Origin of the sequence: Rhodococcus sovatensis, from assembly GCF_037327425.1 — a bacterium.
Lineage (GTDB): Bacteria > Actinomycetota > Actinomycetes > Mycobacteriales > Mycobacteriaceae > Rhodococcoides > Rhodococcoides sovatense.
The window spans coordinates 1,750,153-1,775,962 of sequence record NZ_CP147846.1; the positions used below are offsets into that span (position 1 = coordinate 1,750,153).

21 protein-coding genes, 1 tRNA gene, 4 pseudogenes and 1 other annotated feature are annotated in these 25,810 nt (G+C 60.9%); of the genes and pseudogenes, 18 read left to right on the forward strand and 8 right to left on the reverse strand.

Annotated features, from left to right (window positions below; genetic code table 11):
* The first annotated feature begins 10 nt into the window (after nucleotides 1-10).
* The 5 genes from scpB to WDS16_RS08200 all read left to right on the forward strand — a co-directional run bounded on the left by scpB (nucleotide 11) and on the right by WDS16_RS08200 (nucleotide 4,141).
* Complete coding sequence (scpB, locus tag WDS16_RS08180; protein WP_338891898.1) at nucleotides 11-688, forward strand: SMC-Scp complex subunit ScpB; 678 nt, start codon at nucleotides 11-13, stop codon at nucleotides 686-688.
* Between the two features lie 11 nt (nucleotides 689-699).
* Nucleotides 700-1,857, forward strand: coding sequence for a pseudouridine synthase (locus tag WDS16_RS08185; protein ID WP_338891900.1), 1,158 nt, complete (start codon nucleotides 700-702; stop codon nucleotides 1,855-1,857).
* Nucleotides 1,857-2,540 (forward strand): (d)CMP kinase, encoded by a 684-nt coding sequence (gene cmk / locus WDS16_RS08190; protein ID WP_338891902.1) that lies wholly within the window; start codon nucleotides 1,857-1,859, stop codon nucleotides 2,538-2,540. Before WDS16_RS08185 ends, cmk begins: the two co-directional genes overlap by 1 nt.
* Entirely contained in the window at nucleotides 2,537-3,982 is a 1,446-nt protein-coding gene (gene der / locus WDS16_RS08195) for a ribosome biogenesis GTPase Der (RefSeq protein WP_068369695.1), read from the forward strand. The genes cmk and der overlap by 4 nt, the downstream gene beginning before the upstream one ends.
* Before the next feature lie 85 nt (nucleotides 3,983-4,067).
* Nucleotides 4,068-4,141, forward strand: a tRNA-Pro gene (locus WDS16_RS08200).
* Between the two features lie 622 nt (nucleotides 4,142-4,763).
* Here WDS16_RS08200 and WDS16_RS08205 read toward each other — a convergent pair.
* Together WDS16_RS08205 and WDS16_RS08210 are read right to left on the reverse strand one after the other, a co-directional pair.
* Nucleotides 4,764-5,330: a hypothetical protein gene (locus WDS16_RS08205; RefSeq protein WP_338891905.1), complete on the reverse strand. Its 567-nt coding sequence runs from the start codon at nucleotides 5,328-5,330 to the stop codon at nucleotides 4,764-4,766.
* 88 nt (nucleotides 5,331-5,418) lie between these two features.
* Nucleotides 5,419-7,011 carry an exonuclease domain-containing protein gene (locus tag WDS16_RS08210; RefSeq protein ID WP_338891907.1) on the reverse strand — a complete coding sequence of 531 codons (1,593 nt, stop codon included), beginning with the start codon at nucleotides 7,009-7,011 and terminating at the stop codon, nucleotides 5,419-5,421.
* Between the two features lie 358 nt (nucleotides 7,012-7,369).
* On the opposite strand from WDS16_RS08210, the gene WDS16_RS08215 reads away from it, so the two are divergent.
* Complete coding sequence (locus WDS16_RS08215; protein WP_338891909.1) at nucleotides 7,370-8,164, forward strand: hypothetical protein; 795 nt, start codon at nucleotides 7,370-7,372, stop codon at nucleotides 8,162-8,164.
* Here the strand turns inward: WDS16_RS08215 and WDS16_RS08220 are convergent, their stop codons facing one another.
* Nucleotides 8,165-8,494, reverse strand: coding sequence for a hypothetical protein (locus WDS16_RS08220; RefSeq protein ID WP_338891912.1), 330 nt, complete (start codon nucleotides 8,492-8,494; stop codon nucleotides 8,165-8,167).
* A 634-nt stretch (nucleotides 8,495-9,128) separates the two neighbouring features.
* Between WDS16_RS08220 and WDS16_RS08225 the strand changes: the two genes are divergently transcribed.
* The 3 genes from WDS16_RS08225 (at nucleotide 9,129) to WDS16_RS08235 (ending at nucleotide 11,135) form a co-directional block, all read left to right on the forward strand.
* Entirely contained in the window at nucleotides 9,129-10,259 is a 1,131-nt protein-coding gene (locus WDS16_RS08225) for a hypothetical protein (RefSeq protein ID WP_338891914.1), read from the forward strand.
* A 4-nt stretch (nucleotides 10,260-10,263) separates the two neighbouring features.
* Nucleotides 10,264-10,764 carry a hypothetical protein gene (locus tag WDS16_RS08230; RefSeq protein ID WP_338891043.1) on the forward strand — a complete coding sequence of 167 codons (501 nt, stop codon included), beginning with the start codon at nucleotides 10,264-10,266 and terminating at the stop codon, nucleotides 10,762-10,764.
* 125 nt (nucleotides 10,765-10,889) lie between these two features.
* The gene (locus tag WDS16_RS08235; RefSeq protein ID WP_338891915.1) at nucleotides 10,890-11,135 is read left to right on the forward strand and encodes a hypothetical protein; all 246 of its coding nucleotides are present in this window, start codon (nucleotides 10,890-10,892) and stop codon (nucleotides 11,133-11,135) included.
* A gap of 19 nt (nucleotides 11,136-11,154) precedes the next feature.
* On the opposite strand, the gene WDS16_RS08240 is transcribed toward WDS16_RS08235, so the two are convergent.
* A protein-coding gene (locus tag WDS16_RS08240) for an IS3 family transposase (protein WP_422395690.1) occupies nucleotides 11,155-12,302 on the reverse strand; the annotation gives its coding sequence in 2 pieces (ribosomal slippage) (nucleotides 11,155-12,035 and nucleotides 12,035-12,302; 1,149 coding nt in all).
* Between the two features lie 81 nt (nucleotides 12,303-12,383).
* Between WDS16_RS08240 and WDS16_RS08245 the strand changes: the two are divergent.
* From WDS16_RS08245 to istB, 5 genes and pseudogenes are all read left to right on the forward strand, one after another.
* Nucleotides 12,384-12,989: pseudogene (locus WDS16_RS08245) on the forward strand (transposase); the annotation flags it as partial.
* Between the two features lie 41 nt (nucleotides 12,990-13,030).
* Nucleotides 13,031-13,426 (forward strand): annotated as a pseudogene (locus WDS16_RS28225) (HEPN domain-containing protein); the annotation flags it as partial.
* Between the two features lie 192 nt (nucleotides 13,427-13,618).
* Complete coding sequence (locus WDS16_RS08250; protein WP_338890521.1) at nucleotides 13,619-14,875, forward strand: IS110 family transposase; 1,257 nt, start codon at nucleotides 13,619-13,621, stop codon at nucleotides 14,873-14,875.
* Between the two features lie 73 nt (nucleotides 14,876-14,948).
* A complete protein-coding gene (gene istA / locus WDS16_RS08255; RefSeq protein WP_338890864.1) occupies nucleotides 14,949-16,445 on the forward strand; it encodes an IS21 family transposase in 1,497 nt (498 codons plus the stop codon).
* A complete protein-coding gene (gene istB / locus WDS16_RS08260; RefSeq protein ID WP_338890862.1) occupies nucleotides 16,442-17,257 on the forward strand; it encodes an IS21-like element helper ATPase IstB in 816 nt (271 codons plus the stop codon). The genes istA and istB overlap by 4 nt, the downstream gene beginning before the upstream one ends.
* Before the next feature lie 1,374 nt (nucleotides 17,258-18,631).
* Here the strand turns inward: istB and WDS16_RS08265 are convergent.
* Nucleotides 18,632-19,780, reverse strand: coding sequence for a DUF262 domain-containing protein (locus WDS16_RS08265; protein ID WP_338891916.1), 1,149 nt, complete (start codon nucleotides 19,778-19,780; stop codon nucleotides 18,632-18,634).
* Nucleotides 19,781-20,066: 286 nt separating this feature from the next.
* Between WDS16_RS08265 and WDS16_RS08270 the strand changes: the two are divergent.
* A pseudogene (locus tag WDS16_RS08270) lies at nucleotides 20,067-20,261 on the forward strand (IS3 family transposase); the annotation flags it as partial.
* Nucleotides 20,262-20,294: 33 nt separating this feature from the next.
* On the opposite strand, the gene WDS16_RS08275 reads toward WDS16_RS08270, so the two are convergent.
* Nucleotides 20,295-21,442 (reverse strand): IS3 family transposase gene (locus WDS16_RS08275; RefSeq protein ID WP_422395690.1). Its coding sequence is split into 2 segments (ribosomal slippage): nucleotides 20,295-21,175 and nucleotides 21,175-21,442, totalling 1,149 coding nucleotides; the frame shifts between segments, so codons are not numbered across the junction.
* An 82-nt stretch (nucleotides 21,443-21,524) separates the two neighbouring features.
* Between WDS16_RS08275 and WDS16_RS08280 the strand changes: the two are divergent.
* Nucleotides 21,525-22,639: pseudogene (locus tag WDS16_RS08280) on the forward strand (IS3 family transposase); the annotation flags it as partial.
* Nucleotides 21,638-21,769, forward strand: a sequence feature (AL1L pseudoknot). Its footprint overlaps the pseudogene before it by 132 nt.
* A 179-nt stretch (nucleotides 22,640-22,818) precedes the next feature.
* The gene (locus WDS16_RS08285; RefSeq protein ID WP_338891918.1) at nucleotides 22,819-23,106 is read left to right on the forward strand and encodes a hypothetical protein; all 288 of its coding nucleotides are present in this window, start codon (nucleotides 22,819-22,821) and stop codon (nucleotides 23,104-23,106) included.
* Between the two features lie 12 nt (nucleotides 23,107-23,118).
* On the opposite strand, the gene WDS16_RS08290 is transcribed toward WDS16_RS08285, so the two are convergent.
* Both WDS16_RS08290 and WDS16_RS08295 read right to left on the reverse strand, forming a co-directional pair.
* Nucleotides 23,119-23,931, reverse strand: a complete 813-nt coding sequence (locus WDS16_RS08290; RefSeq protein ID WP_338888726.1) for a DDE-type integrase/transposase/recombinase — start codon at nucleotides 23,929-23,931, stop codon at nucleotides 23,119-23,121.
* Nucleotides 23,932-24,056: 125 nt separating this feature from the next.
* Nucleotides 24,057-24,557, reverse strand: a complete 501-nt coding sequence (locus WDS16_RS08295) for a hypothetical protein (RefSeq protein ID WP_338891043.1) — start codon at nucleotides 24,555-24,557, stop codon at nucleotides 24,057-24,059.
* Between the two features lie 105 nt (nucleotides 24,558-24,662).
* Here WDS16_RS08295 and WDS16_RS08300 point away from each other — a divergent pair, with 105 nt between their 5' ends.
* Nucleotides 24,663-25,748, forward strand: a complete 1,086-nt coding sequence (locus WDS16_RS08300; protein WP_338891920.1) for a hypothetical protein — start codon at nucleotides 24,663-24,665, stop codon at nucleotides 25,746-25,748.
* Nucleotides 25,749-25,810: the final 62 nt, after the last annotated feature.

Below are 25,810 nucleotides of genomic sequence, written 5' to 3' on the forward strand. Positions count from 1 at the left end.
GGAACAACAGATGACGGATTCACCCGAACTCGACGAAGTTACCGAGGAATCGGAACTCGACGACGCCAGCCTCGAATCCGCTCTCGAAGCGGTCTTGCTCGTCGTCGACTCGCCGGCATCGGACGAGCAGTTGGCGTCGGCTGTCGGTTGTGAGGCCGCGCGGGTGAAGCCGATGTTGGCTCGGATGTCCGCTGCGTTCACCGAACGCGGAAGCGGAATCGACCTTCGGTACGCGGGTGACGGGTGGCGTTTCTACACACGCACGGCCTTCGCGCCGTACGTCGAAAGGCTGCTTCTCGACGGGGCTCGGTCGAAACTCACACGCGCGGCATTGGAGACTCTGGCCGTTATCGCATATCGTCAACCGTTGACCCGCGCGCGAGTCAGCGCCGTGCGAGGAGTCAACGTAGACGGAGTGATGCGCACCTTGCTCGCTCGCGGTCTGATTTCGGAAGCTGGAGTCGACCCGGAATCGAACGGCACCATGTACTCCACGACGGAGCTGTTCCTCGAACGGCTCGGCCTGGCTTCACTGACGGACTTGCCTGCACTGGCGCCGTTGTTGCCGGGTGTGGACCTGATCGACGAGATCAGTGACAGCATGGATACCGACCCGAGAGTTACCCGCTCCACCAAGAACCGCGGATCGAAACCCGATCCGGTAGCCGAGCTCGACTCGGACGACTGATAGGTAAAGAAGTGAACAAGCCCGCTCGCCGTGATGGCACACCGGACAGGAACAAACGACAGGCTCCGCACAGGAAGCCGACCACAGGTAGGTCGGAGGATCCGCGCGACGGTCGCCGCAGTGGCGACACGCCTCGGACAGGCGGACGCCCCGCAGCACCTCGGTCGGGAGCGCCCCGATCAGCTGCGCCGCGATCAGGAGCACCACGCTCGGCCCCTCGTAAGGGCGCCGACCAGCAGAAATCGTTCGAAGACAAGCCGGTGGACACCGGCATCAACGATCGCAGTAACGACGCCGTGCCGCGCAAGAAGCCGTCACGGCCCAAGCCGCCGAAGCCGCAGAAGAAGCAGACTCCGACGACCACCATCAGCAACGCGAAGCCTGCGAAGCATCAGTACATCGAGCCTGATACCAAGCGTCGCCACGTGCCGCGCGGTGAAGGTGTGCGGTTGCAGAAGGTGCTCGCGCAGGCCGGCGTCGCATCGCGTCGTGCAGCCGAGGAACTGATCGCCGACGGCCGTGTCGAGGTCGACGGACGCATCGTCACCGAGCAAGGTATTCGGATCGATCCGGATGTCGCTGTCGTGCGCGTCGACGGCACCCGCGTGGTCGTCAAGGAAGAGCTCGTCCACCTCGCGATGAACAAGCCGCGCGGATGGCAGTGCACGATGTCCGATGATCTGGGACGCCCGTGCGTCGGCGACATCGTCTCCGAGCGCGTGCAGTCGGGTCAGCGTCTGTTCCACGTCGGACGTCTCGATGCCGACACCGAAGGGCTGTTGCTCTTCACCAACGACGGTGATCTTGCTCACCGCCTGATGCACCCGTCGTACGAGGTGTCCAAGACGTACCTTGCCACTCTGTTCGGTGCGATTCCGCGCGATCTCGGCAAGAAGCTCAAGAGCGGCGTCACCCTCGACGACGGTCCGGTCAAGGTCGACGGCTTCGCGCTGCTCGACATCAGCAACGGGCTCTCGTTGGTCAAGGTCACTCTGCACGAGGGTCGCAAGCACATCGTGCGACGGTTGTTCGAGCAGGTCGGTTACCCGGTCGGTCGCCTCGTGCGTACCGATGTGGGCAACGTTGCGCTCGGCGATCAGCGGCCCGGCACGCTCCGCGTTCTCGGACGCGGCGAGATCGGCAAGCTGTACGAGTCGGTCGGTCTGTGATGAGTGGCCTCGTAATCGCGATGGATGGGCCGTCGGGAACCGGAAAGTCGACGGTCTCTCGCAAGCTGGCTACCGCACTCGACGCCTCGTACCTCGATACCGGCGCGATGTATCGGGTGGCGACAGTGTGGGTGCTTCGTGCAGGGATCGACCCGAACGACGCCGACAAGGTAGCCGACGTCGTCGCGACCCTTCCGCTCGACATCGGCACCGATCCACTGGCCGAAGCGGTCACCATGGGCGGTGAGGACGTCTCCGCGGAGATCCGCGGCGACGCCGTCACCAAAGCCGTCTCGGCGGTGTCCGCTGTGCCACGCGTGCGTGAGTTGCTCGTGCAGATGCAGCGCGACCTCGTGGCTCTGTCCCCGCGAATCGTGGTGGAGGGCCGTGACATCGGCACGGTCGTACTGACCGACGCCGACGTCAAGATCTTCCTGACCGCCTCGCCGGAGGCCCGTGCCGGGCGACGAAACAAGCAGAACATCGACGAAGGACGCGGCGACGATTACGACGCAGTTCTCGCCGACGTCCAACGCCGCGATCACGCGGACTCCACTCGCGCCGTGTCTCCACTGCGACCTGCCGAGGATTCCGTGATCGTGGACACGAGCGATCTGGGCATGGACGGCGTCATCGCCGCGTTGCTCCAGGTTGTGCACGACAGAACTGGAGTGAAGCAGTGACCGAGGAATTTTACAGCGGCGTATCCGAAACTGCGGGTGACGGCACATGGAGCGAAGAGGGGGAGTGGGACCTTCTCGATTATGTCGACGGTGAAGACGCCGAGGCTGCGGTTGCCGTCCCGACGCTCGCTGTCGTCGGTCGTCCGAACGTGGGCAAGTCCACTCTGGTGAACCGCATCATCGGCCGTCGTGAAGCGGTGGTCGAGGATGTGCCCGGCGTTACCCGTGACCGTGTCTCGTACGAGGCGAACTGGGCGGGGCGTCGATTCCTGGTGCAGGACACCGGTGGTTGGGAGCCCGACGCCAAGGGTCTTCAGCAATCCGTTGCGCGCCAGGCAGAGCTGGCGATGAATACCGCCGACGCGATTCTTCTCGTCGTGGACGCACGAGTTGGGTCCACCACCACCGATGAGGCTGTGGCCCGGGTGCTTCGGCGTTCCAAGACTCCGGTCTTGTTGGTGGCCAACAAGGTAGACGACGGCCGTACTGAGTCCGAGGTTGCAACACTGTGGTCGCTTGGTCTCGGTGAGCCGCACGCGGTCTCGGCGACACACGGTCGTGGCACCGGCGATTTGCTCGACCGCGTTCTCGAAGCTCTGCCGGAAACACCTCGTGAAGGCATCCCCGGCGGCGGACCACGTCGAGTTGCGTTGGTGGGCAAGCCGAATGTCGGCAAGTCTTCGCTTCTCAACAAGCTGTCCGGTGACGAGCGTTCCGTCGTGCACGATGTCGCCGGAACCACTGTCGATCCGGTCGACTCGCTCGTCGAGTTGGGTGGCAAGACATGGCGATTCGTCGACACGGCTGGCTTGCGCAAGCGCGTCAGCCACGCCAGTGGCGCTGAGTTCTACGCGTCGTTGCGCACCAAGTCTGCGATCGAGGCTGCTGAGGTCGCAATTTTGCTGCTCGACTCGTCCGAGGTCATCTCGGAGCAGGACCTGCGTGTGCTCAGCATGGTCGCCGACGCAGGTCGGGCACTCGTGCTGGCGTTCAACAAGTGGGACCTGGTCGACGAGGATCGTCGTCTGCAGCTCGAGAAGGAGATCGACCGCGATCTGGCTCGGGTTCCGTGGGCGCAGCGTGTCAACATCTCGGCGCACACCGGTCGGGCTGTTCAGAGGCTCGTTCCGGCGCTCGAGACTGCGCTGGAGTCCTGGGACAAGCGCGTCCCGACGGGCAGGCTGAACACCTGGCTGAAGGAGGTCGTCGCTGCGACGCCACCTCCGATGCGTGGTGGCCGGTTGCCGCGGATCATGTTCGCGACCCAGGCGTCGACGCGTCCGCCGACGTTCGTCCTCTTCACCACCGGCTTCCTCGAGGCCGGTTACCGACGCTTCATCGAGCGGCGTCTGCGTGAGGAGTTCAACTTCGACGGCAGCCCGATCCGCGTGTCCGTCCGCATCCGCGAGAAGCGCGAACGGGCAGGCAAGGGTCACCGCTGATGATTGCCCGCCCTACCTCTGAGCAGGCGATTTCGCCCCAGGGGTAGGGCTGGGGTAATCTCATCGAGCGCCTTAACGGGCGCGGCGGGCTGTGGCGCAGCTTGGTAGCGCACTTGACTGGGGGTCAAGTGGTCGCAGGTTCAAATCCTGTCAGCCCGACACATAGATGCAGCTCAGAGGCGGTTCCGGAGAAGTCCGGAACCGCTTTCTTCGTCTGCATGCCGTGAGAGTGTCACTACTCATCTCTTATGGGGTCGAATCTGGCGCAGAGGCGGTGTCCAGGTGGAACCACCGAAATACGAAAATCGGCACCGGGCGAGCGAATGGATCTGGGTGGACGAAGCCACTTGATTCGGTCAGATCGCTGGTCGAGTAGCTATGGAGTCCGGAGGGGTCCAGGCAGAGTGAAACCGCAGGATGGAATTCATGGCTCTGGCTCTATTTCGCGTGCGGCTCCGCCATACGTTGGGCTCGTCGAAGTGACCCGCCGGCGGTTGACGGCGCTCAGCGTAAGCGCCATCAGCAGACCAATTGGACACGTGAGGTGCAACATTCGCTGTCGGTTCAGCGGCTTCGGTTTGCGTATCGCGGACGGTCGAAAGCTAGGTTGCGAACGTGCGGGAGGCCACCTGTGAGACGCGTCTCGACCCCCGCGGAGTCGGCTTCTATGGCAGGCGCGCACGCAATTTTCGGGCGAGGTCTATAGCTGCCGGTCTGCTACGTCGGCGAGTTCCCGGTCGCATCATCCTGGCTATTTAGCGGCGCTTCTGTGAACCGTTCGCTAATCGTTGGTGTGGAGCGCCAACGGTAATGGCCGCGTGGCGGGCCCGGCAGGATCAACCAGGAATGGACGTGCGAGCCGCTGCTTTTCAATCTGCGTCCATGCCCGCGCCAGCTCGTTGAATCCCCGTGCCAACGGGAATGCGTTCCCGGTTTGTTCCGCGACCTCCCGACTGCGGCGGACGGTGGCGGCGGTTTCTGCCGGATGCACGACGTCTGGCCATGACGGCACCACCAGAGTCCTGCGCGCAGCCGCGTGCGAATCGAAACGCTCCTGCAGCGAATCGCGTTCCGCGAGAACCGCCGTGAAGGTGGCGTCAACATCCACGGTGCCGGTGATCGCGATGTCGTAACGTTCGACGACGTCGGTTCCTCCGCACCGCACGACGTGCCGGTCCTTGATAAGAGTCTGGATCGACGGGGCGTTGTCAGGATCCAGTACCCATGCTCCAGACAATCTCGAGAGTCCGATGTCGGGGCCGACGTCGACGTGCCAGATGCAGATATTGCCCGCGGGTTCGTCGACTACTGCGATCGGACGGAGGTATCTAGTCGTTGCGGTTGTCACGAAGACTCCTGTTCGGATCAATACGTGCGAGCGTTGGCGAGGGATTATGCGACGTTGAAAGTGCCATCCGAGCGAGAAAGGTCCGCGCCTACCGGTGTTTGCAGGACGAGCACCCTGAGGCGATGTCGCTTAAGCGTTGAGCGCTGATTCGTGCACATCGGCGGCATCTGACGTGGTGGGGGTCGTCTGGTAGCGATGGCGCGGTCAAGGGCCCCAGATAGTCGTGGTCGTGTTCGTCGGCGAGTTTTCGCGCATCGTCTACGGAGACGGGAGATGTAAAAGCAGCGGCGCCGAGCAGTTTCCGTGATTCGGCCGCCCACTCCCGCCAGAAGCAGGCCCGGCAGGTCATCTCCCCGTAGGTGTTCTTGTCGAGGGTGTAGGCGAACCGGTAATGAGCCTGAACGGTGCACCGAAGACATTCGGTCAGTTGCCAGTCGTCGGGGTGCGTGAATGTTTCGAGTGCTTTCAGCCCGCCCCGGCGTTGGTGATCGATGATGTGGTGTTCGCACCATGTGGGTTTGCTTCGTGTTTTGAACACCGCGGTGCTGGAACAGGCTTCGTGCGAGCAGATCTGATCGGTCGCAACGACCGAGCGGCGCAACGGTCTCGGTGGCTTCGGTGGAGTCGAGGGCCGCGGTGGCTGGGGTTGTGGTCGCTGCTCGAGTGGTATTCCGCGATACTTCGACGGTGTGGATCGCGCTGATTCCGCCTCGGCAGCAGCGTCGGCGAGAAGCGATTCGGGTTGTTCGAGTGGTTTCCCGTCGAGGCAACGTAGGAAGTCGATTTCGGTCATCACCTCGATGGATTGACCACCTTCTTGAAGTTCGAAGGCCCGGCGGGCTTTTCCGGTCACCTGTGAGCCCGGGCGAAGGATTGCCGGGTTGATATCGCCGACAACGAGTACATTAGTGCGTTTGGTGGTCGACTTCTCGGCGGTGGCGCCGACGCGTGCACACTCGTCCCACGCAACCTGGCGGGTCATCGACAACAGGGCTCCGGTGAAGACAACGACTCGGCCGTAGAGATATCCGTCGGCGTCGGCCTGGTTGCTCGGGTCGGAACCAACCAGGACGGACTGAATGCTGCTTTGGTGTGGAGCGTTTCGGGCTAGCTGGCCGGCGGTCATGTGTCCGATGGTGACACCTACCGATTCGGCGAGTTCGACAAGGTCGCGGCATTCGGACAGTGCAGCGAGCCCGCGGACGATGTCTACGACACCGCGGGCGTCAGCGAGCGCGTCGTGGTGGTTCACAGCTGGTCCTCCCAGTGCTTCGACCACGTACGGTAGGCGGTAGCTGGGGAGCGGCAAAGCGCGACGGGCGAGCACCATCGTGCATAGGAACCGGATGTCGGGCCACGCGATGTCGTCGAGTGCGCACGCGTGGCGGAGGACGCCGATGTCGAACCCTGCGTTGTGGGCGACCACTATGTCGTTGTCGATGAAGTCCAAGATTGCAGGCAGGACCTCCCGCCATCGTGGAGCGGACACGACCATATCGGCTGTAATTCCGTGCAGCGCGGTGTTGAACGTGGAGAAGTGGTCGACGGCTTCGGGTGGGCGCATCAGCCAGTGTCGTTCGTCGACGGCGACGCCGTTTCGGACGCGGACGAGTCCGACCGAGCATGGTGATCCTCGGTGGGAGTTGGCGGTTTCGAAGTCGATGGTGGTGTAGTCGAACATCAGGTCGCGAACCCGGTCGCTTCGAAACTGGCCACCGTGCACTGGCGATCTACAACGCAGCTGCCGGCTATCGACATGAGCCCCCGTTCGCCTGTGAATCGTTCACCACGAGAAAAGGTATGCCGTCTGCAAACCGTGGAGTTCTTTACTGTCCGAAGATCATTTGAGCGAATGACAGACTAAGAGTTCTCTCGCGAGTCATGGTGGTTCGGATGACTGCTGAGTGCTGCCGGGCACTTGCGGCTGCCCCGCCCTCAATCGGTGCTGCCTGATAGTTCTAACTGTTAAACCCGAAGATGGATTCATCCAGCTGAAAGAGTTGTCGAACAATATGTTTTACGCTTCTACCACTGACCTAATGTCTGCATGGGGCGCAATCATCGGCGGCGGGGCAACTGCGATCGCTGCGACAGCAGGTGTGTTCGCGGCGATCGCAGCCGTGAGAACGTTGCGGGCAACGAAACGCGACAGCCGTGACCGAACCCGCCCAATGGTCGGCGCCGAACTCGTCCTCGGGAGCAATCCCGAGGACCAGAACGCCTACCTGGTGATTCGCAACTACGGCCATACCGTCGCCTACAACGTCCAGGTGTGGTTCACGCCCCGAATCACGTCCACGGGCACGCGCAGCGGCAGGCTTAGTTTCGTACCGACACTGCTCGCACGCTACGACAACCCGATCACGACGATGATGCCCGGGGTTCAGATGCGCAATGCGTGGTGGTTTGACCGGGGAGTCCTGTCCGAGGACGGTGACAAGTCCGTCAACGACGAGCCAATACCCGCGTGCGCGACCGTCACGATTCGGTTGTCGGACCGGCCCAACTTCTGGTCCAAGGGTGCCGAGCGTTACACCGACGAATTTGTATTGGACGTCGCAACACTAAGAGGTGAGTTGATCACGAAACGGTCTGACGATCCACACGCTCTGCAGAAGCGGTCTACACAGGCAACCGAAGCAATTCGCGTCGCTGTTGCATCGGCGTCGAACGCGGTCGTTAAAATGGAGAACTATCTTAGGCCGGACGACGTTCGCCAGCGTGAGGCAGAGCAGGCGGCGGAATCAGCTCGTGTCGTGGGCGAGTTGATCCGCCAGGTGTCTCCTCACTCCGTAACTTTGCCAACTCCCAGTGGTGACACCAGTCCTGGATAGTCACCGCCCTGTGGTGATGCCAATAACGCAGCCGTCGACGGCCTGAACAGCTTCGTCGCAGGGGGAGACGCCAAGGGCTGTCCTTGCTTTCGGCCTGGTGCCTTCGTTTCTCGCTCCGCAGCTCGATGCATACAAAGCGCCGCCGTCGATTATCCACACATCCGACCTGTTCGACATCGATCCGTCCTGCCGGAGTGTGGTGGCGCCGAAGAACGTGTAGGGGTCGGCGTCGATGATCGTGCTGTTGGTCAGGGCGGCGTCGGAGAGTTCGGAAGCGACGAGATCGACAAGGCTCGGGTCGGCGGGTGCGCATCGAGGATCGAAGATCACGGCCGCACGGGGGTGCGGGACTGGGGGTGACTTCTGCAACCGGCTCGGTCGTCCTCGTGATCCGGGCAGCTGCAGCGGATGCAGACGCGGGGGGAAGGGCGTGCGGTGGTGGTTGCCGGTGCGGACCGTGTCAGCGCGGATTGAGAAGTCGACGCTGCGGTGTTCTCGGTGTCGCCGTCGGCGTCTCGCCAAGTATCGACCACAGCGAGAGTGACCAATGCGACCGCGAGGAGTCCAGCGAGGATCAGGTTCCGACGCTTCTGTTGTGGTGTCGCAGGTTGTTTACGTGCTGACGGTGTCGGGTTCAGTGGCTGTGCTGAGGGTTGGGTAGTGGAGGTCCATTGTCCGGCCCACCACCGCAGTTTCCGGAGTCTTCGGGATCGGGATGCCATCCGGCCGGGATTGTCATTGCTGTTGTCTACCAGAGTCGTGACCTGTGATCTGCTAGCGCATTAGCATGCTCCGGATAACTTGTGACGCAGAATCATTCATTCGACTGACGTCTATTCCTTGTCGTAGTTTAGCTGTGTAGTGCGCCTTCGAGGCTCCTCCAAAGAAACAGGTCGACTTCCCACTCCGCTCAGCTTGCGCGGTGATAAAGCGAGGCGTCCTGCGGTGTGCGAAGCTCTTTCACATGGAGCACTTGCGGATGGTCGGAAAGTGGTGGCTTCCGGCAACACCGGACGCCCAGGTCGGTGGCGTACTCGAGATCGATGCGGATGGTCAGAGTCGCCTCGAATTGACAGATTCGCTTCTCAACGATTCCCTTCACGCAGTCTTGCACGGGGCCGCTGATGGTCGGCCGGTGACCCTTCTAAACTGCCAGCCGATGAACGGCGGAAAGATCACATGGGGACAGCTGCATACAGTTGTCGAGGTCGGTAGGCCGACGGTAATACTAGTTGGCATCCATCTTGCGGCCGGCGATGACGTTGGTTTTAACGGTATTGAAGTAGAACTGTCTAATTTGACTGCCTGGACACGCAGATCAGGAATCATTCGTACAACTGCCTACACGACGCCCGACGAAGGAACGGACCACTACAAGTTCGCTCGAGTAGAAATCAACCCCACCAAGTTGGAGCAGGTGTCGGCCCGGCTTGAGGATGCTTCGGAAACTGTAACGCTGGCGTGGCGGCTCAACTGGGGATCGAAGGAGGGGGCTTGGGATCGAGACTTCGAGGTTGAGGAGCGTGCGACATTGACTGTGCGGTCGGACGAGAGGAGGGCTTGGAGCGGGTTCACCCCAACCGTCTCCGCAGTTCGCGATTTGATCACGCTCGCGACTCAAGCTGGTTGCCGAGTGGGAAAAAAGAGCCTCTTGATTCGCGAAGATGGCGAGACTCGGGACTACCCAGTCGGTCTGTACTTTGACTCTGGATCGGCACGCGAGCGCTCCGTTTCGGTCCACGACATTATTTTCACGCTTGAGGACATAGAATGGGCTACGTTGAAGCCGGAGTGGGTGGCACTCCGAAATAGAGTAGGCCTGGCCCTTGACGTGCTGTTCAGCCTCGATTACATCGAGGACGGATTTTACCAAAACCGTATCTTCAACGCAGCGTCCGCAACTGAGGGATTTCATGCGGCTCTGCGACCTGAATCTGTCGGAATCTCAGATGCATTGCATCAGGACGTAAAAGTTGCTGTAAAAGCGTTGTTCCCAGACAACTTGGAGGCTCGGGAGTGGCTCCGTGGGCGCACAGGGGACCCTCTCTGCCAGGATCAAGTGAGACACTTACAGCAAACGAAGTGCACACCCTGAGGGCATGACTGGAGCATCACCGATGAGCAGCCCGAAGCCCGTACCGCCGGACAAGTCGATCGACCCCGCACCGAAAGCAACCCGCCGTACTTTCACCACCGAGTACCGCAACAAGATCATCGACGAATACCGCGCAGCCCCGTTCGGCGAGAAATCGGCGGTTCTACGCCGCGAAGGCCTCTACCAGTCGCAGCTGCGTGAATGGTCCGCTACCCGAGACAACACCACGCCTGCAGACACGACTGAGCGACGTAAAGACAAGAGTCGCAATACTATCGACGCAGCCGACCGCAAAGAATTCGACCGACTCAGCAGACGTAACGCGCACCTCGAGAAGCAGCTGACGCAGACGGAGGCCGCGCTGGAGATCATGGGAAAACTGCATGTGCTCTTGGAGTCGATCTCCGAGAGCACGGGCACACCGATGCCGCCGACCACGCCCTTGACACCACCTTCGACGAACTCCGTGCCGCCTCGGTCCCGACGAGAACGGCGTGCACGCTGATCGGTCGCTCCCGCGCCACCCACTACCGCCGCCGGCAACCACCTGTTCTGGGCCCCAAGCAACGCCGCAGCGTCCCCGACAACGGGCAGGCACTCACGGCCGCTGAACGCGCACAGGTGTTGGCGGTGATCAACTCCGACAGCAATGCTGACCTCGCGATCTGTCAGATATACGCCCGCGAACTCGACGAAGGAAACTACTGGTGCTCAACCTCGACGATGTACCGCATCGCCTCCGCTGCCGGGCAGAACCGTGAACGACGACGCCTGGCCACACACCCGCCGAAGGTCAAACCCGAACTCCTCGCAAACGGACCCTCGCAGGTCTGGTCCTGGTGGCAGGTCCCCGATAGTCGGGCCACCGTGTTCTAGAGCCACGGTGTGATTGATTTCAGTCGATCTCGCAACCCTCGACCGGTTGGTGGTTGTGGGTGCATTGGGCAGCGTACTCGGACGGCGTGAGGTAGCCGAGTGATGAGTGCCGGTGTCGATGGTTGTGGTCGTCTTTGAAGTCCTCGATCACCACCCTCGCTTCGAGAAGGCTCGTCCAGTGATTGCGGTTCAGGCACTCCTTCCGTAGTCGGTTGTTGAACGATTCGATGTGTCCGTTGTTCCACGGCGTCCCCGGCGGGATGTAGGAGATACCGACACGGTCGCGACAGAACTGTTGCAGCACATGCGAAATGAACTCCGGACCGTTGTCCATTCTCAGGACCATCGGCGGTCCGTCCCACAGCGCGAACGTCTTGTCGAGCTCGTCGGTCAGTCGTTGCGCGGTGATCGAGCGCTCCACGATGTTCAACAGGGACTGCCGGGTGTGTTCGTCGATCATCGACGCGATCTTGATCGCTTTCCCATCCACCGTGGAGTCGAACTGAAAATCCATAGCCCACACCACTTTCGGCGCATCGGCTTCGATCTGCGGGCAGGAGCTGATGCCGGCGCGTTTGCGGGGATGATAGATCCGAACCTGCAGACCCTCCTCCTTCCAGAGCCGGTGCACCTTCTTCTTGTTCACCGACATGCCCTGGTCGTGCCTCAGATGCGCCCAGGCGCGACGGAAGCCGTGCAGTGGATGCGAGCCTGCGTATGTCCGCAGCGACGCCCTCAGGGCCGCGTCGGGATCCGCGGGTGTGTCGGCGATCGGTGTTCGTGCGTAGGTGGAGCGGGCAAGCCCAACAGCTTTGCACGCCAGACGTTTCGACAGACTCATGGTGTTGACGAGCATGTCGACGGCGCGGCGCTTGGCGGCTGGGCTCAGAATTTTCCCTTCGCTACCTCCCGCAGTGCGTCCTTCTCCAGCTCGGCCTCGGCGAGCAGGCGTTTGAGCTTGCCGTTCTGCTCGCGCAGCTCCTTGAGTTCCTTCGCGGCATCGGTGTCCATCCCGCCGTACTGACGCCGCCAGTTGTACAACGTCGCCGCCGACACCTCGAGCTCCGCCGCGATCTCCTCTTGCGTCTTGCCTGCAGCGGTCAGCTCATCGGCACGGCGCAGTTTGCGCACGATGTCCTCGGCAGAGTTGCGCTTCCGTCCAGCCATGTTCTCCATCGTCCTATCCGCCCACTTCAGGGGCAACAAGACTCTAAAACGAGATGGCCCCGTTCACCGGGGACACGCCACTGGGACATCACCAAGCTACGAGGACCATCCAAGGGCGTCTGGTTCCACTTGTACGTCCTGATCGACATCTACTCCCGCTACACCCCGTCCTGGATCGTCTCATCCCACGAAAGCGCTGATCTAGCTGAAGAATTCATCGCCGAAGCTATCGAACGCAACGGCGCGACACCACACACCGTCCATGCCGATCGCGGAGCGTCGATGACCTCGGGTCTCGTGTCGGAACTACTGACGTTTCTCGGAGTCGTCCGATCCCATTCACGACCCAGAGTGTCCAACGACAATCCGTTCTCCGAAGCCCAGTTCAAAACGTTGAAGTATCTGCATGACTTTCCGAAATCGTTTGCCACCCTTGATGATGCCCGAACTTTCCTGGAGGGATTCTTCAACGAGTACAACCACATTCATCACCACTCCGGCATCGGATGGCATACCCCGGCATCGGTACACTTCGGGACCGCGGAGGCGATCGACGAAGCCCGCCAGATCACACTCACCGCAGCATTCGCCGCCAACCCTGCCCGATTCTCGACTCGGCCGACACCACCGAAGATCCCGCACGTCGTCTACATCAACGAACCAGCACTCGAAATCCAGATCAACTGAACGCCCGGTGTCTCACTTGACTTGATTTATTCCGGGACAACCGGCCTGGCCTCAAGCAGCGAATACTTGAGATTGCGCAAATCCCGGACAAGGAAGCGGTGGTAGACCTACTGACTGATATTGAGGTCTGGGCGAAATGGCTCCGCGACGCCCGAAATGCTCTTGGACACTTGAGCACCGGAGAGTTAGAACGGAAGGTCCCGGAAGAAGTTCGCTACAGGCTCACTTATGTCCGTGGCCATGAAAAAGTACCCACTGGTGGCCAGGTCGAGGTCCCCACTGGTGGCCAACTAAAAGTCCCCACCCCGTGTTCGTCGTGTCGATCAGGAACTTTTGGCCCGAGCGGTGACGGTGAAGGTGCCAACCACACACCGCACCACCCGGGGAGTTCCATTGAAGAGGTTGATGCCCCTGGCGGGGCGCTCGCGGGTGGATGAAACTTAGTGGTGCGTCACCCGCTGACGTCGGTGCAGATTGGCACCCTTCAAGTCCGTATTGAAGAGTGACGGTGGAGTCCGCACCGGTAGGTACTCCGGGTTGCTGCTGCGAGCGCGTGTCTGAGTTTCGAACGTTTCGCGGACTTCGCGGGTGACGCCCTGGCTAGTAGTTCTGCGGAGGAGGCGTCGAAGATGGAGATCGTATTTTCGAAGGTTGCAGGGATCGACGTGCACAAACGTCAAGTCACTGTGGCGGTGCGGGTTCCGGAGGGTGAGGCCGATAGCGGCCAGAAGCGAACGCAGCGGGTGCGCCGGTTCGCGACCTTCTACGGTGCGCTGCTTGAGATGGCGCAATGGCTTCGCGCCGAACAGGTTACGCACGTCGCGATGGAAGCGACCGGAGTGTACTGGCGGCCAGTGTTTCATGCACTGGCGGAGTTCGATGGGTTCGAAGTCCTATTGTGCAACGCGCACCATGTCAAGAATGTGCCGGGCCGCAAGACCGACGCAACCGATGCGGTGTGGCTGGCTCAGTTGTGTGAGGTCGGGTTGCTGCGGGGCAGTTTCATCCCGCCGGCCGAGATCGCAGCCGTTCGGGAGCTGACCCGGTATCGCCGAAAGTTGACCGAAGAACGCACTCGGGAGACCCAGCGTCTTCACAAGGTCCTCGAGGACGGTGGGATCAAGCTCGATTCGGTTGCGTCCGATTCCCTTGGGGTGTCGGGGCGGGCGATGATCACCGCTCTGATCGACGGAGTGCGCGACCCGGTCGTGTTGGCCAATCTGGCCCGCGGATTGATGCGGAAGAAGATCCCGGATCTGACGTTAGCGCTCTCGGGGCGATTCGCGGCTCACCACGGTGTGCTGGCTGGTCTGCACTTGGACCACATCAATCACCTGAACGAGATGATCGCCCGGTTGGAAACGCGGATCGATGAGGTCGTCGATCCGTTCGCTCGGCAGCGAGATCTGCTGATGACCATCCCCGGCATCGGCAAGCGCGCCGCGGAGACGATCATCGCGGAGATTGGTGTGGACATGTCCCGATTTCCTACCGCTGATCACCTGGCGTCGTGGGCCGGGCTGTGCCCTGGCAACAATGAGTCCGCGGGCAAAAGGAAGAAGACGGCAACCCGTAACGGCAATGCTCACCTGTGTAGTGTGCTGGTGGAGTCGGCGTGGTCGGCCTCTCGTACCAAGACGCGGTTGGGTGCCCGGTTTCGGCGCCTTCACCGGCGGTTCGGCAAGGCCGGCGGGAAGAAAGCCGCTGTCGCCCTGGCCCACACCATCTTGGTGATCGCCTGGCACATTCTGCATGATGAGGTCGAGTACAGCGATTTGGGTGCGGATTTCTATACTCCACGCAACAGTCCAGAGGTTCAGAAGGCCCGCTTGGTCCGGCAGCTCAAGGACCTCGGCTATAGCGTCGAGATCGGACCTGCGGCCTGACCGTCGCCAGCGGAGGTGCCTCGGTCACGTGGTCGGGCGGGAGTTAGTTTCGTCTGAGTCTGCGAGGGACCGTATGGACATCATTTCCACCTACAACCAAGTCGGGTCGTACCGCGCAACCGCCGAACTGTGCGGCACCACCCACAAGACCGTCAGACGCACCGTCGAACGATTCGAAGCCGAACACGCAGGCCAGACTCCTGCCGCCCGCGTCGAACGTGAACACAACTACGACGCCGTGACCGAGTTGGTCACCGAACGCGTCGAAAAATCCCAAGGCAGGATCTCCGCGAAACGGATTCTGCCGATCGCCCGCACTGCCGGCTACGACGGCTCGGACCGCAACTTCCGCCGCCTGGTCGCCGAGGAGAAAGCGAAATGGAAGGCCGCGCATCACCGCGGCCGCCGCCCCGCGGTGTGGGCGCCGGGCGATTACCTGGTCATCGACTGGGCCACCATCGGCGGTCTGCACCTGTTCTGCGCTGTCATGGCCTACTCCCGCTGGCGGTTCGTAGCGTTCGCGACCGACGAGAGAGCAACCACGACAATGGCATTGATCGCAGAAGCGCTCGCCGCGGTCGGCGGTGTCCCGGCGAAAGTCCTCGCCGACCGCATGGCATGCCTCAAGGGCGGTGTCGTCGCGAACGTCGTCATTCCAACCCCGGACTACGTCCGGTTCGCCACCCATTATGGGTTCGCGCCGGACTTCTGCCACGCCAACGATCCACAATCGAAAGGTGTGGTGGAGAACCTCGTCGGCTACGCCCAACGAGATCTCGCCGTCCCGTTGCTCACCGAAGCGGCCGTTGCCGGCACCACCGTCGATGTCCACGCCGCGAACGCGGCCGCGAAGATCTGGTGCGCAGAAGTCAACGCACGGGTGCACTCGGAAACCTGCGCCGTCCCCGACGAACAACTCGATTTGGAGCGAGAACTGCTGTTCGCGTTGCCATCTTTGCGTTTGGAGATCGGGCCACCGCCGGTCACCAGGAAAGTCGACCGCCTCTCCTGCGTGCGGTTCGCCTCGGCCCGGTACTCGGTGCCGGTGAAGTTCATCGGGGCCACGGTCATGCTCAGACAAGTCGACGGACGGCTGATGATCATCGATTCGTCCTCCGGCGAGGTCTTGGCCGAACATGATCTCACGCAGCCGGGAACCGCGTCGGTGCTCGACGAGCACTACGACGGCGCCCGGCCTGCACCGAACAGGGGTCCGCGTCCGAGAACCACTGTCGAGCAACAGTTCTGTGCACTCGGTGACAGCGCCGAGCGGTTCCTGGTCGGTGCCGCGGCAATCGGTAACACCCGGTTGTCCTCCGAGCTCGAGGTGCTTCTTGCGCTCGGCGCCGCGCACGGCCATGAGGCGTTGGTCGGGGCGTTGACACGTGCAGTGGCGTTCCGGCGGTTCAGAGCTGCCGATGTCCGCTCGATCCTCGCCGCAGGAGCCGGCACACCCCAGCCGCGCCCTGCCGGTGATGCGCTGATCCTGGATCTGCCGACCGCTCCGACTCGGTCGTTGGATGCCTACGCGGTCAGGCCGCCGTCCAGCGGGCAGCAGGTGCCGTCATGACCGACACCACCGTCGCTAACGCCACAGCAGGTAAGCCGACCACCGCGGCACCGCAACAGGTTCCCGAACTGGCAGCCGATCTCGATGCAGGGTTGCGGCGACTCAAACTCGCTGCGATCCGCAGGACCGCACCCGAAGTGCTGCTCACCGCCAAAACCCAGCGCTGGACACCGGAGGAAGTGCTGCGGACGCTGGTCGAATCCGAGCTCGCAGCCCGAGACGCCTCGAACATCGTCAACCGACTCAAGGTAGCTGCGTTTCCGGTGACGAAGACATTGGAATCGTTCGACGTCGCTGCGTCATCGATCCAGCCGAAAGTCTTCGACTATCTCTCCAGCTTGGAATGGGTTCGGACGCAATCGAATCTAGCGCTCATCGGGCCCGCGGGGACCGGGAAGTCGCACACCCTGATCGGGCTCGGAGTCGCCGCAGTCCACGCCGGGCACAAGGTCCGTTACTTCACCGCCGCGGATCTGGTCGAAACGTTGTATCGCGGTCTGGCCGACAACACCGTCGGCAAGATCATCGAATCGCTGCTACGGGTCGATCTGATCATCGTCGACGAAATGGGGTTCGCCCCGCTCGACGACACCGGAACGCAACTGCTATTCCGGCTCGTCGCCGGCGCTTACGAACGACGGTCGTTGGCGATCGCCTCGCACTGGCCGTTCGAGCAGTGGGGTCGGTTCCTGCCCGAGCACACCACCGCAGCGTCGATTCTCGACCGACTGCTCCACCACGCAACCATCGTCGTCACCGACGGCGAGTCCTACCGCATGAAAGACGCACAACACCGAAAGGACCGCCCCTGACCAACCGGAAACATCAACACGGGGTGGGGACTTTTACTTGGCCACCAGTGGGGACTTCATCTTGGCCATTGACAACTTACATCACGAAGGCATTGCTGCACCTGGTGTTGATGCAAGAACTGGGGATAAGCCCAGAAACACAACGCGAAGCCGTCAAGAACAACTTTGGATACTCAGCCCGTGTGTTCGGAGAAGGTGTGCGCGCTGTCCAACAGAACTGACGCAGAAACTACACTTGTCCTGTCGACTGCGCTTTATCGGTGACTGCAGCCTTTGATAGTGTGGCGAAGGCGTCTAATCTTGACTGAAACGTAACCCCCACGACCACCAGAGTCACGGTGGAGTTTCGCCTGCGTGCGGTGACCGAAGCGATCAACGGATCGCCCATCGTCGCCGTCGCGGAACGATTCGGTGTCAATGTCCGTGGTGTAAGGCAGCCTAGATTCCATCTGTCGAGGGTGATATGTACGTAACTTACCAAAACAGTGATAGTGGTCTTCGGGTGTATCGATCTGATTCTGGTTAGTGCTTGGGGATAGCTGGTGCAGCATGTGACATATACCGCGGACCTCTCGCAGAGTATGAACTGTTATCTCACGTAGATTTTCTCAATTTGCCACTTTGCGTTGGATGTCAAACATTGACATCCAGGCAGTACGTCGGCGCCCATTTGAGCAAAATCTCCTACGCAAGTCATGCATTTGTATCTACCCGCGGGTCCGAAAGTTCCCTTGCTTACTGATTCTGGCTCTCCAAATATCAACTCAAGGTCGGGCTTTGGTTCGGTAAGTCCTCGTGCTGCTCGTCGTAATTGATCAGAGATTCTGTCGAAGTTAGAAATTGATCTGCCGCTTGGAATGTGGGCAAGCCAGCGAGCTGGACGTTCGAACGTCCGGTCGTCCTGTGCGATAGATTTTATATACTTTGCCTCAGCTTCCTCGCCGCTGTGGGCAATTCTGTTGCGGACGGTAATGAGCTCGGCTAGCGCCTGATTAGCTTGAATGCGAAAATGCAAACGACTGAACGGTTGGCCATTCTGCAAGAGCTTGTAGGCGCGATTCATTGTTCTTATGTATGGAAACCAATCAACATACTTTTGATCCCCTCGAAGTATCTGTTCGGCCTGTTGTTCATCTACATCCTTCAGCCTACTCTTGACGTGAGGAATTTCCGATGTTCCGGCTACCGCCGATATGAATAACCTTCGAATGAATGACTCGAATGTGACCGCGGATGACAATGCGAGGGCTTCAAGTGTGTACTCGTAGTCAGCGAGTGTGATGTGACCGTTTAGACGTGCAGATTTTGCCCTGGTATTAGCAGCTGTAAGAGCGCTAAGCTCGCGCTCGCATTCGGAGAATAGCTGACCGGCGGTCACTTGGAAAGCTCGCCCTGGAACGCGAAGTTGGCACGTGCTAGGCGAGAGGCACGGTCCGATGCGGAGCCTGAAATTGCTCTAATGAGCTCAGCATTTGTATTTCTTGCAACCTTAAAGTTCTGAGCGGACTCCCGTAGCCGTATTTCGGTTTCGTGCGCGACCTCGTGCACGCTCTTGTCTGAGTAATTTTTTACTACTCTCCAGGTTCCATCAAGGTGACCGGCAACCCGTAGAGTCGCCGCGAACGCGGCAAAGAACCAACCCTTCTTTCGGAAGATTGTAAACGGATCGTTCTTTTCAGGGATTGCGAGGAAAAGGTCCATAGCATCCATGGCTTGCTGGAAAGCGCGTTCGACATGTTTTTGATTCGGCAGCGATGATTCCCACCTGCGGTAGGACTCATCGATCTCACGCCGCCCGGTTTTGTCAATTCCGTTGATTGTTAACAGAACGAGTTCGCTGGCAAATTCCACTTCACGCATTCTGGTTATATCGGCAATGTTGAAGAGTTTCCAGTCTGTCCAGCGCGTTTGGTTGGCGCGGGTCAATCTGTAACAAGCGTCAGAAAATGCCCCGCTGCGTCGAGCGTAGCGCAGCTCCTGTGCATTCAAACCCAGTCCGGTTGAGTTAAGGCGATCGTAGAGCTCCAGAACAGTGTTGTCGTTTGTTTTGACCCCAAGGCTGACGGTGGGAAGCTTGGTTTCTAAAATCCGTTCTCTAATCGACCGAGGAAGATCTACGTAAGAAAACTGGGCTCTGTGATTGCTGAGCTCGGGCGGCGTATATTTGAATTTATCTCGCTCATCGCGATCTGGGACTAGAGCAACGTCAATAAACGCTATAAGTGTTCTAAGTCGCTGCTGCCCGTCGACTACTCGACGGATGAGAGTGCCGTTGTCTGCGTACTCGTCTTGGACGACGATGAGTGGGAGGGGATATGCGTGAACTACGCTATCTATTAGGAAGCTTTTGTCACGCTCGGTCCAGACTGATCCACGTTGGTAGTGTGGTCGAAGGTCGAGAGTTCCGTCGCGACTCCAGCCGAGATAGTCGGACACGCGGAAATTTGTGTAGTCAGCTTTGATCGCACTCTCGCCAATCTGAGCTAGCCATTCGGTCTGAGCAGCGTCGGTTTCATCAATCATGGCTGTGACTCTACCGGTTTACTATTGACATGCTTAGGTGTTGCGCAGGCCAGAATGGCGGCACTCTAGGAGGCCGCACAATAGCGAGGATGGTGACGTGTAAGGGTTCAGAACATGTTTGGTGCATCGCTCCCGGAACACCTCGGTGCCGGGTCCGTCAACAGGAGTGTTCGGCTGGGCAACCGCGGACGCGTCGTTCTGTATGTCGAAGTCGTGGTGATGGAACACCGGACCTGAACCACCCTGGGACTGATGGAGACTGTGATCTCACCAGGAGAATGCAGGTATGGGTGCACCAAGGAAGTTTGATGCCGAGACGCGGGAGCGGGCAGTTCGGATGTATCGCGACCGGCTCGCTGAGTACGGCGAGCCGAAAGTAACGGCCCGCAAGCACGTCGGAGCCCTGCTCGATATCAACCCGGCCACGATCCGAAACTGGATCGAGAAGATCGATCCAGCTGGCAGGTCCCCGATAGTCGGGCCACCGTGTTCTAGAGCCACGGTGTGATTGATTTCAGTCGATCTCGCAACCCTCGACCGGTTGGTGGTTGTGGGTGCATTGGGCAGCGTACTCGGACGGCGTGAGGTAGCCGAGTGATGAGTGCCGGTGTCGATGGTTGTGGTCGTCTTTGAAGTCCTCGATCACCACCCTCGCTTCGAGAAGGCTCGTCCAGTGATTGCGGTTCAGGCACTCCTTCCGTAGTCGGTTGTTGAACGATTCGATGTGTCCGTTGTTCCACGGCGTCCCCGGCGGGATGTAGGAGATACCGACACGGTCGCGACAGAACTGTTGCAGCACATGCGAAATGAACTCCGGACCGTTGTCCATTCTCAGGACCATCGGCGGTCCGTCCCACAGCGCGAACGTCTTGTCGAGCTCGTCGGTCAGTCGTTGCGCGGTGATCGAGCGCTCCACGATGTTCAACAGGGACTGCCGGGTGTGTTCGTCGATCATCGACGCGATCTTGATCGCTTTCCCATCCACCGTGGAGTCGAACTGAAAATCCATAGCCCACACCACTTTCGGCGCATCGGCTTCGATCTGCGGGCAGGAGCTGATGCCGGCGCGTTTGCGGGGATGATAGATCCGAACCTGCAGACCCTCCTCCTTCCAGAGCCGGTGCACCTTCTTCTTGTTCACCGACATGCCCTGGTCGTGCCTCAGATGCGCCCAGGCGCGACGGAAGCCGTGCAGTGGATGCGAGCCTGCGTATGTCCGCAGCGACGCCCTCAGGGCCGCGTCGGGATCCGCGGGTGTGTCGGCGATCGGTGTTCGTGCGTAGGTGGAGCGGGCAAGCCCAACAGCTTTGCACGCCAGACGTTTCGACAGACTCATGGTGTTGACGAGCATGTCGACGGCGCGGCGCTTGGCGGCTGGGCTCAGAATTTTCCCTTCGCTACCTCCCGCAGTGCGTCCTTCTCCAGCTCGGCCTCGGCGAGCAGGCGTTTGAGCTTGCCGTTCTGCTCGCGCAGCTCCTTGAGTTCCTTCGCGGCATCGGTGTCCATCCCGCCGTACTGACGCCGCCAGTTGTACAACGTCGCCGCCGACACCTCGAGCTCCGCCGCGATCTCCTCTTGCGTCTTGCCTGCAGCGGTCAGCTCATCGGCACGGCGCAGTTTGCGCACGATGTCCTCGGCAGAGTTGCGCTTCCGTCCAGCCATGTTCTCCATCGTCCTATCCGCCCACTTCAGGGGCAACAAGACTCTAAAACGAGATGGCCCCGTTCACCGGGGACACGCCACAGCCACCGACGCACACGGGCCCATCGCAGGGGTCGACCGCGACGAGGAGCTGAAAGCGCTACGGCGTGGGAACTCCGAATTACGTAGAGCGAACGAAATTCTCAAGACAGCGTCGGCGTTTCTCGCAGCAGCGGAGGTCGACCGCCGACTTCGGTAGTAGTCGAATATATCGATCAACACCGCCACCTTTTCGGGGTCGACCCGATCTGCACCGTACTCAAAGAGCACGGCATCAAGATCGCCCCGTCCACCTACTACGCCGCCAAGAAACGCGGCACCGTCTCCGCGGCGGCATTGGAGGAGGCGCATGCCACGAACACCGTCCACGGGTTCTTCGTGGCAAACAGACGCCTTTACGGAGCGCAGAAAATCTGGCATGCGATGAAACGCGCTGGTCACGATATCGGACGCGATCAGGTCGCTCGGTTGATGACGATCTGCGGCGCGTCCGGTGTCGTCCGCGGTCGCCGGCGTACGGTGACCACCGAACGCGATGATCGTGCCCGTCGACATCCGGATCTGATTGCCCGGCAATGGGGCGCACCGACTCAACCGGATCAATGGTGGGTTGCTGATTTCACATATTGCTGGACGTTGGCCGGTTTCGTGTACACCTCGTTCGTCGTCGATGTGTTCTCCCGCCGGATTCTCGGGTGGCGGGTGATGACCACGGAGGCGACACCGCTGGTTTCGGGTGTACTCGAGCAAGCGTTGTTCACACGCCGTCGGTCCGACTTCGCCTTCACTGCAACGGGTTTGGTGCACCACTCGGATGCAGGGTCTCAGTACACGTCTCTGGCGTTCACCGAGGCGTTGATCGAATCCGGCATCGCCGGATCGATCGGTAGTGTCGGCGACGCGCTCGACAATGCGTGGATGGAATCGACGATCGGGTTGTACAAGACCGAGCTGATCGACCGGCAGAAGTCGTGGTCCGGACGCTCCGAAGTTGAACGGGAAACAGCGTCGTGGGTGCATTGTGGGGGCACCTCCCGCTTGCGGGGGATCAACACCAGCCGCCTGCACTCCTCGATCGGCTACCAACCGCCCGTCGACTACGAAAACGAGTACCGTCAACAATGCTCGACAGCCACCTCCGACCGCGAAGTGGCTTGAACCAGGTCTCCATCAGATCCAGGGTGGTTCAGCTCGGGCCCAGGAGCGGACCGCGAGCTGCGCAGCGCGCCGATGTCCAATGTCGCTGCGCCTTGTGCTGAGGACCCAACTGGTGATCGGCCGCGGGGATGCGACGCGTAATCGGATCAATCAGGCTTCACGGTCTGTATCGTCTGACCGTGACCGAAGCTAAGCGACACGATCTCATCGTCGATACAGCTGTCGTAATTGCTGCGGTATCGATTGGCATCGTCGTCGCGGGCCTCCTGCCACAGGCCGGCGAAGCACCAGAACCGAATTTGCCGTTGCCGAACGCGCAGATCGTGTCCGAACCGGTGGAGTACCCAGTGGACATTCCGGGGTGCACCTCTGTTCGACCTCCGCCGGTTGAAAACGAGATCACACGTTTTTCCACTGCCACCATGGGCGGGGGAACGCCGAACTACGGAATAAATCAAGTCAAGTGAGACACCGGGCGTTCAGTTGATCTGGATTTCGAGTGCTGGTTCGTTGATGTAGACGACGTGCGGGATCTTCGGTGGTGTCGGCCGAGTCGAGAATCGGGCAGGGTTGGCGGCGAATGCTGCGGTGAGTGTGATCTGGCGGGCTTCGTCGATCGCCTCCGCGGTCCCGAAGTGTACCGATGCCGGGGTATGCCATCCGATGCCGGAGTGGTGATGAATGTGGTTGTACTCGTTGAAGAATCCCTCCAGGAAAGTTCGGGCATCATCAAGGGTGGCAAACGATTTCGGAAAGTCATGCAGATACTTCAACGTTTTGAACTGGGCTTCGGAGAACGGATTGTCGTTGGACACTCTGGGTCGTGAATGGGATCGGACGACTCCGAGAAACGTCAGTAGTTCCGACACGAGACCCGAGGTCATCGACGCTCCGCGATCGGCATGGACGGTGTGTGGTGTCGCGCCGTTGCGTTCGATAGCTTCGGCGATGAATTCTTCAGCTAGATCAGCGCTTTCGTGGGATGAGACGATCCAGGACGGGGTGTAGCGGGAGTAGATGTCGATCAGGACGTACAAGTGGAACCAGACGCCCTTGGATGGTCCTCGTAGCTTGGTGATGTCCCAGGACCAGACCTGCGAGGGTCCGTTTGCGAGGAGTTCGGGTTTGACCTTCGGCGGGTGTGTGGCCAGGCGTCGTCGTTCACGGTTCTGCCCGGCAGCGGAGGCGATGCGGTACATCGTCGAGGTTGAGCACCAGTAGTTTCCTTCGTCGAGTTCGCGGGCGTATATCTGACAGATCGCGAGGTCAGCATTGCTGTCGGAGTTGATCACCGCCAACACCTGTGCGCGTTCAGCGGCCGTGAGTGCCTGCCCGTTGTCGGGGACGCTGCGGCGTTGCTTGGGGCCCAGAACAGGTGGTTGCCGGCGGCGGTAGTGGGTGGCGCGGGAGCGACCGATCAGCGTGCACGCCGTTCTCGTCGGGACCGAGGCGGCACGGAGTTCGTCGAAGGTGGTGTCAAGGGCGTGGTCGGCGGCATCGGTGTGCCCGTGCTCTCGGAGATCGACTCCAAGAGCACATGCAGTTTTCCCATGATCTCCAGCGCGGCCTCCGTCTGCGTCAGCTGCTTCTCGAGGTGCGCGTTACGTCTGCTGAGTCGGTCGAATTCTTTGCGGTCGGCTGCGTCGATAGTATTGCGACTCTTGTCTTTACGTCGCTCAGTCGTGTCTGCAGGCGTGGTGTTGTCTCGGGTAGCGGACCATTCACGCAGCTGCGACTGGTAGAGGCCTTCGCGGCGTAGAACCGCCGATTTCTCGCCGAACGGGGCTGCGCGGTATTCGTCGATGATCTTGTTGCGGTACTCGGTGGTGAAAGTACGGCGGGTTGCTTTCGGTGCGGGGTCGATCGACTTGTCCGGCGGTACGGGCTTCGGGCTGCTCATCGGTGATGCTCCAGTCATGCCCTCAGGGTGTGCACTTCGTTTGCTGTAAGTGTCTCACTTGATCCTGGCAGAGAGGGCTATGACAACCCGTCGTATCCGTGGCTGACGGCGGGTAAGGCATCCATGATGTCGGACGCCGTCCGCGCAGCACTGCCTGCTGATGTCGCCGTGGCGTTGGCGCCGCCGTCGAGTTCGCTCGTGTTCCAGCCTGTCGAAGACTTCGGCGACACGGTTCCACAGGGAGTGATCCCGACGACGTCGGCGTCCGGTCAGTTGGTCCGGGATGGGGTGTCCGCCTACACCACCATCGGTGTCGGTCCGGCCGATGCCGGTGTACCCGATTGTGTCGCAGGCGATCTCGACTCCCGCACGACTATGCCGGACCGAACCGTCGTCGACACGTTGGACACGTGGTACGAGGAATCGGGGTCGCGGACGTACTGGCGAAGCGCCACCGCCTATCACCCCGACGGCACCCGAGTGCACGTCAGCCTCACCGGCAACGACCTGACGGCATTGCCCCTCGGTGCCGATGAGGCCGCGGCCATCGCTGGCAGTCCCGACCTGGCCCTGTCCACACTTGCGCCGGCGGGAACGCCTGCGCCGCGGCAGGATTGCTCGGTCTACGCCGCGTCCTCGACCGGGACAGTTCAAGATATTCGCCGGGAGTCCGTCGATGCCGCCAACGCTGCGTTGACCGCGACGTGGGCGTCCATACCGAACGCGCCGACCCTGGACCGGCCGATCGGCTCGCTCGTTCCCGACGGTTTCACCTCCGGCGTGTGCACCGACCTCGACGTCGTCGGGGCGCGAATAGGGTTGTCAGTCTCGGTGAGCGGTGGCCAACCGCTACCGGCCCCGGTGGACCCGTATGACCCCAACGCGGCGTACGGGCCTCTCCCGGTGACGCGGACGCTTCCCGACGGGTCGGTGATGCAGAGCGAGGACGCCGGGATCACCGAGGGGTTGGTGTCGGAGGACGGAACCACCCGCCTGTCGAGGTCGGTGACCCTAATGGGACTTGATCGGCGAGTCTTCGACAGTAGCGAAGTTAGTCGGAGAAAGCTGATCACCGAGCCGCTGGTGGGTGATCACTATATGGCCCCGGAGAGAAGATCGACTCCTAAGGTTAGATCGTGGCCCCACCGGCCGGCGAGGGTTCCCAGAACGCTGATGGGGTGTCGTGCCAGTCGAGCACTGATCCATTAGGTCGCCGTCCGGATCCCTCGAGGCTCACCGCCAGTGACCGAAACGGACGTGAGGAGAACTGC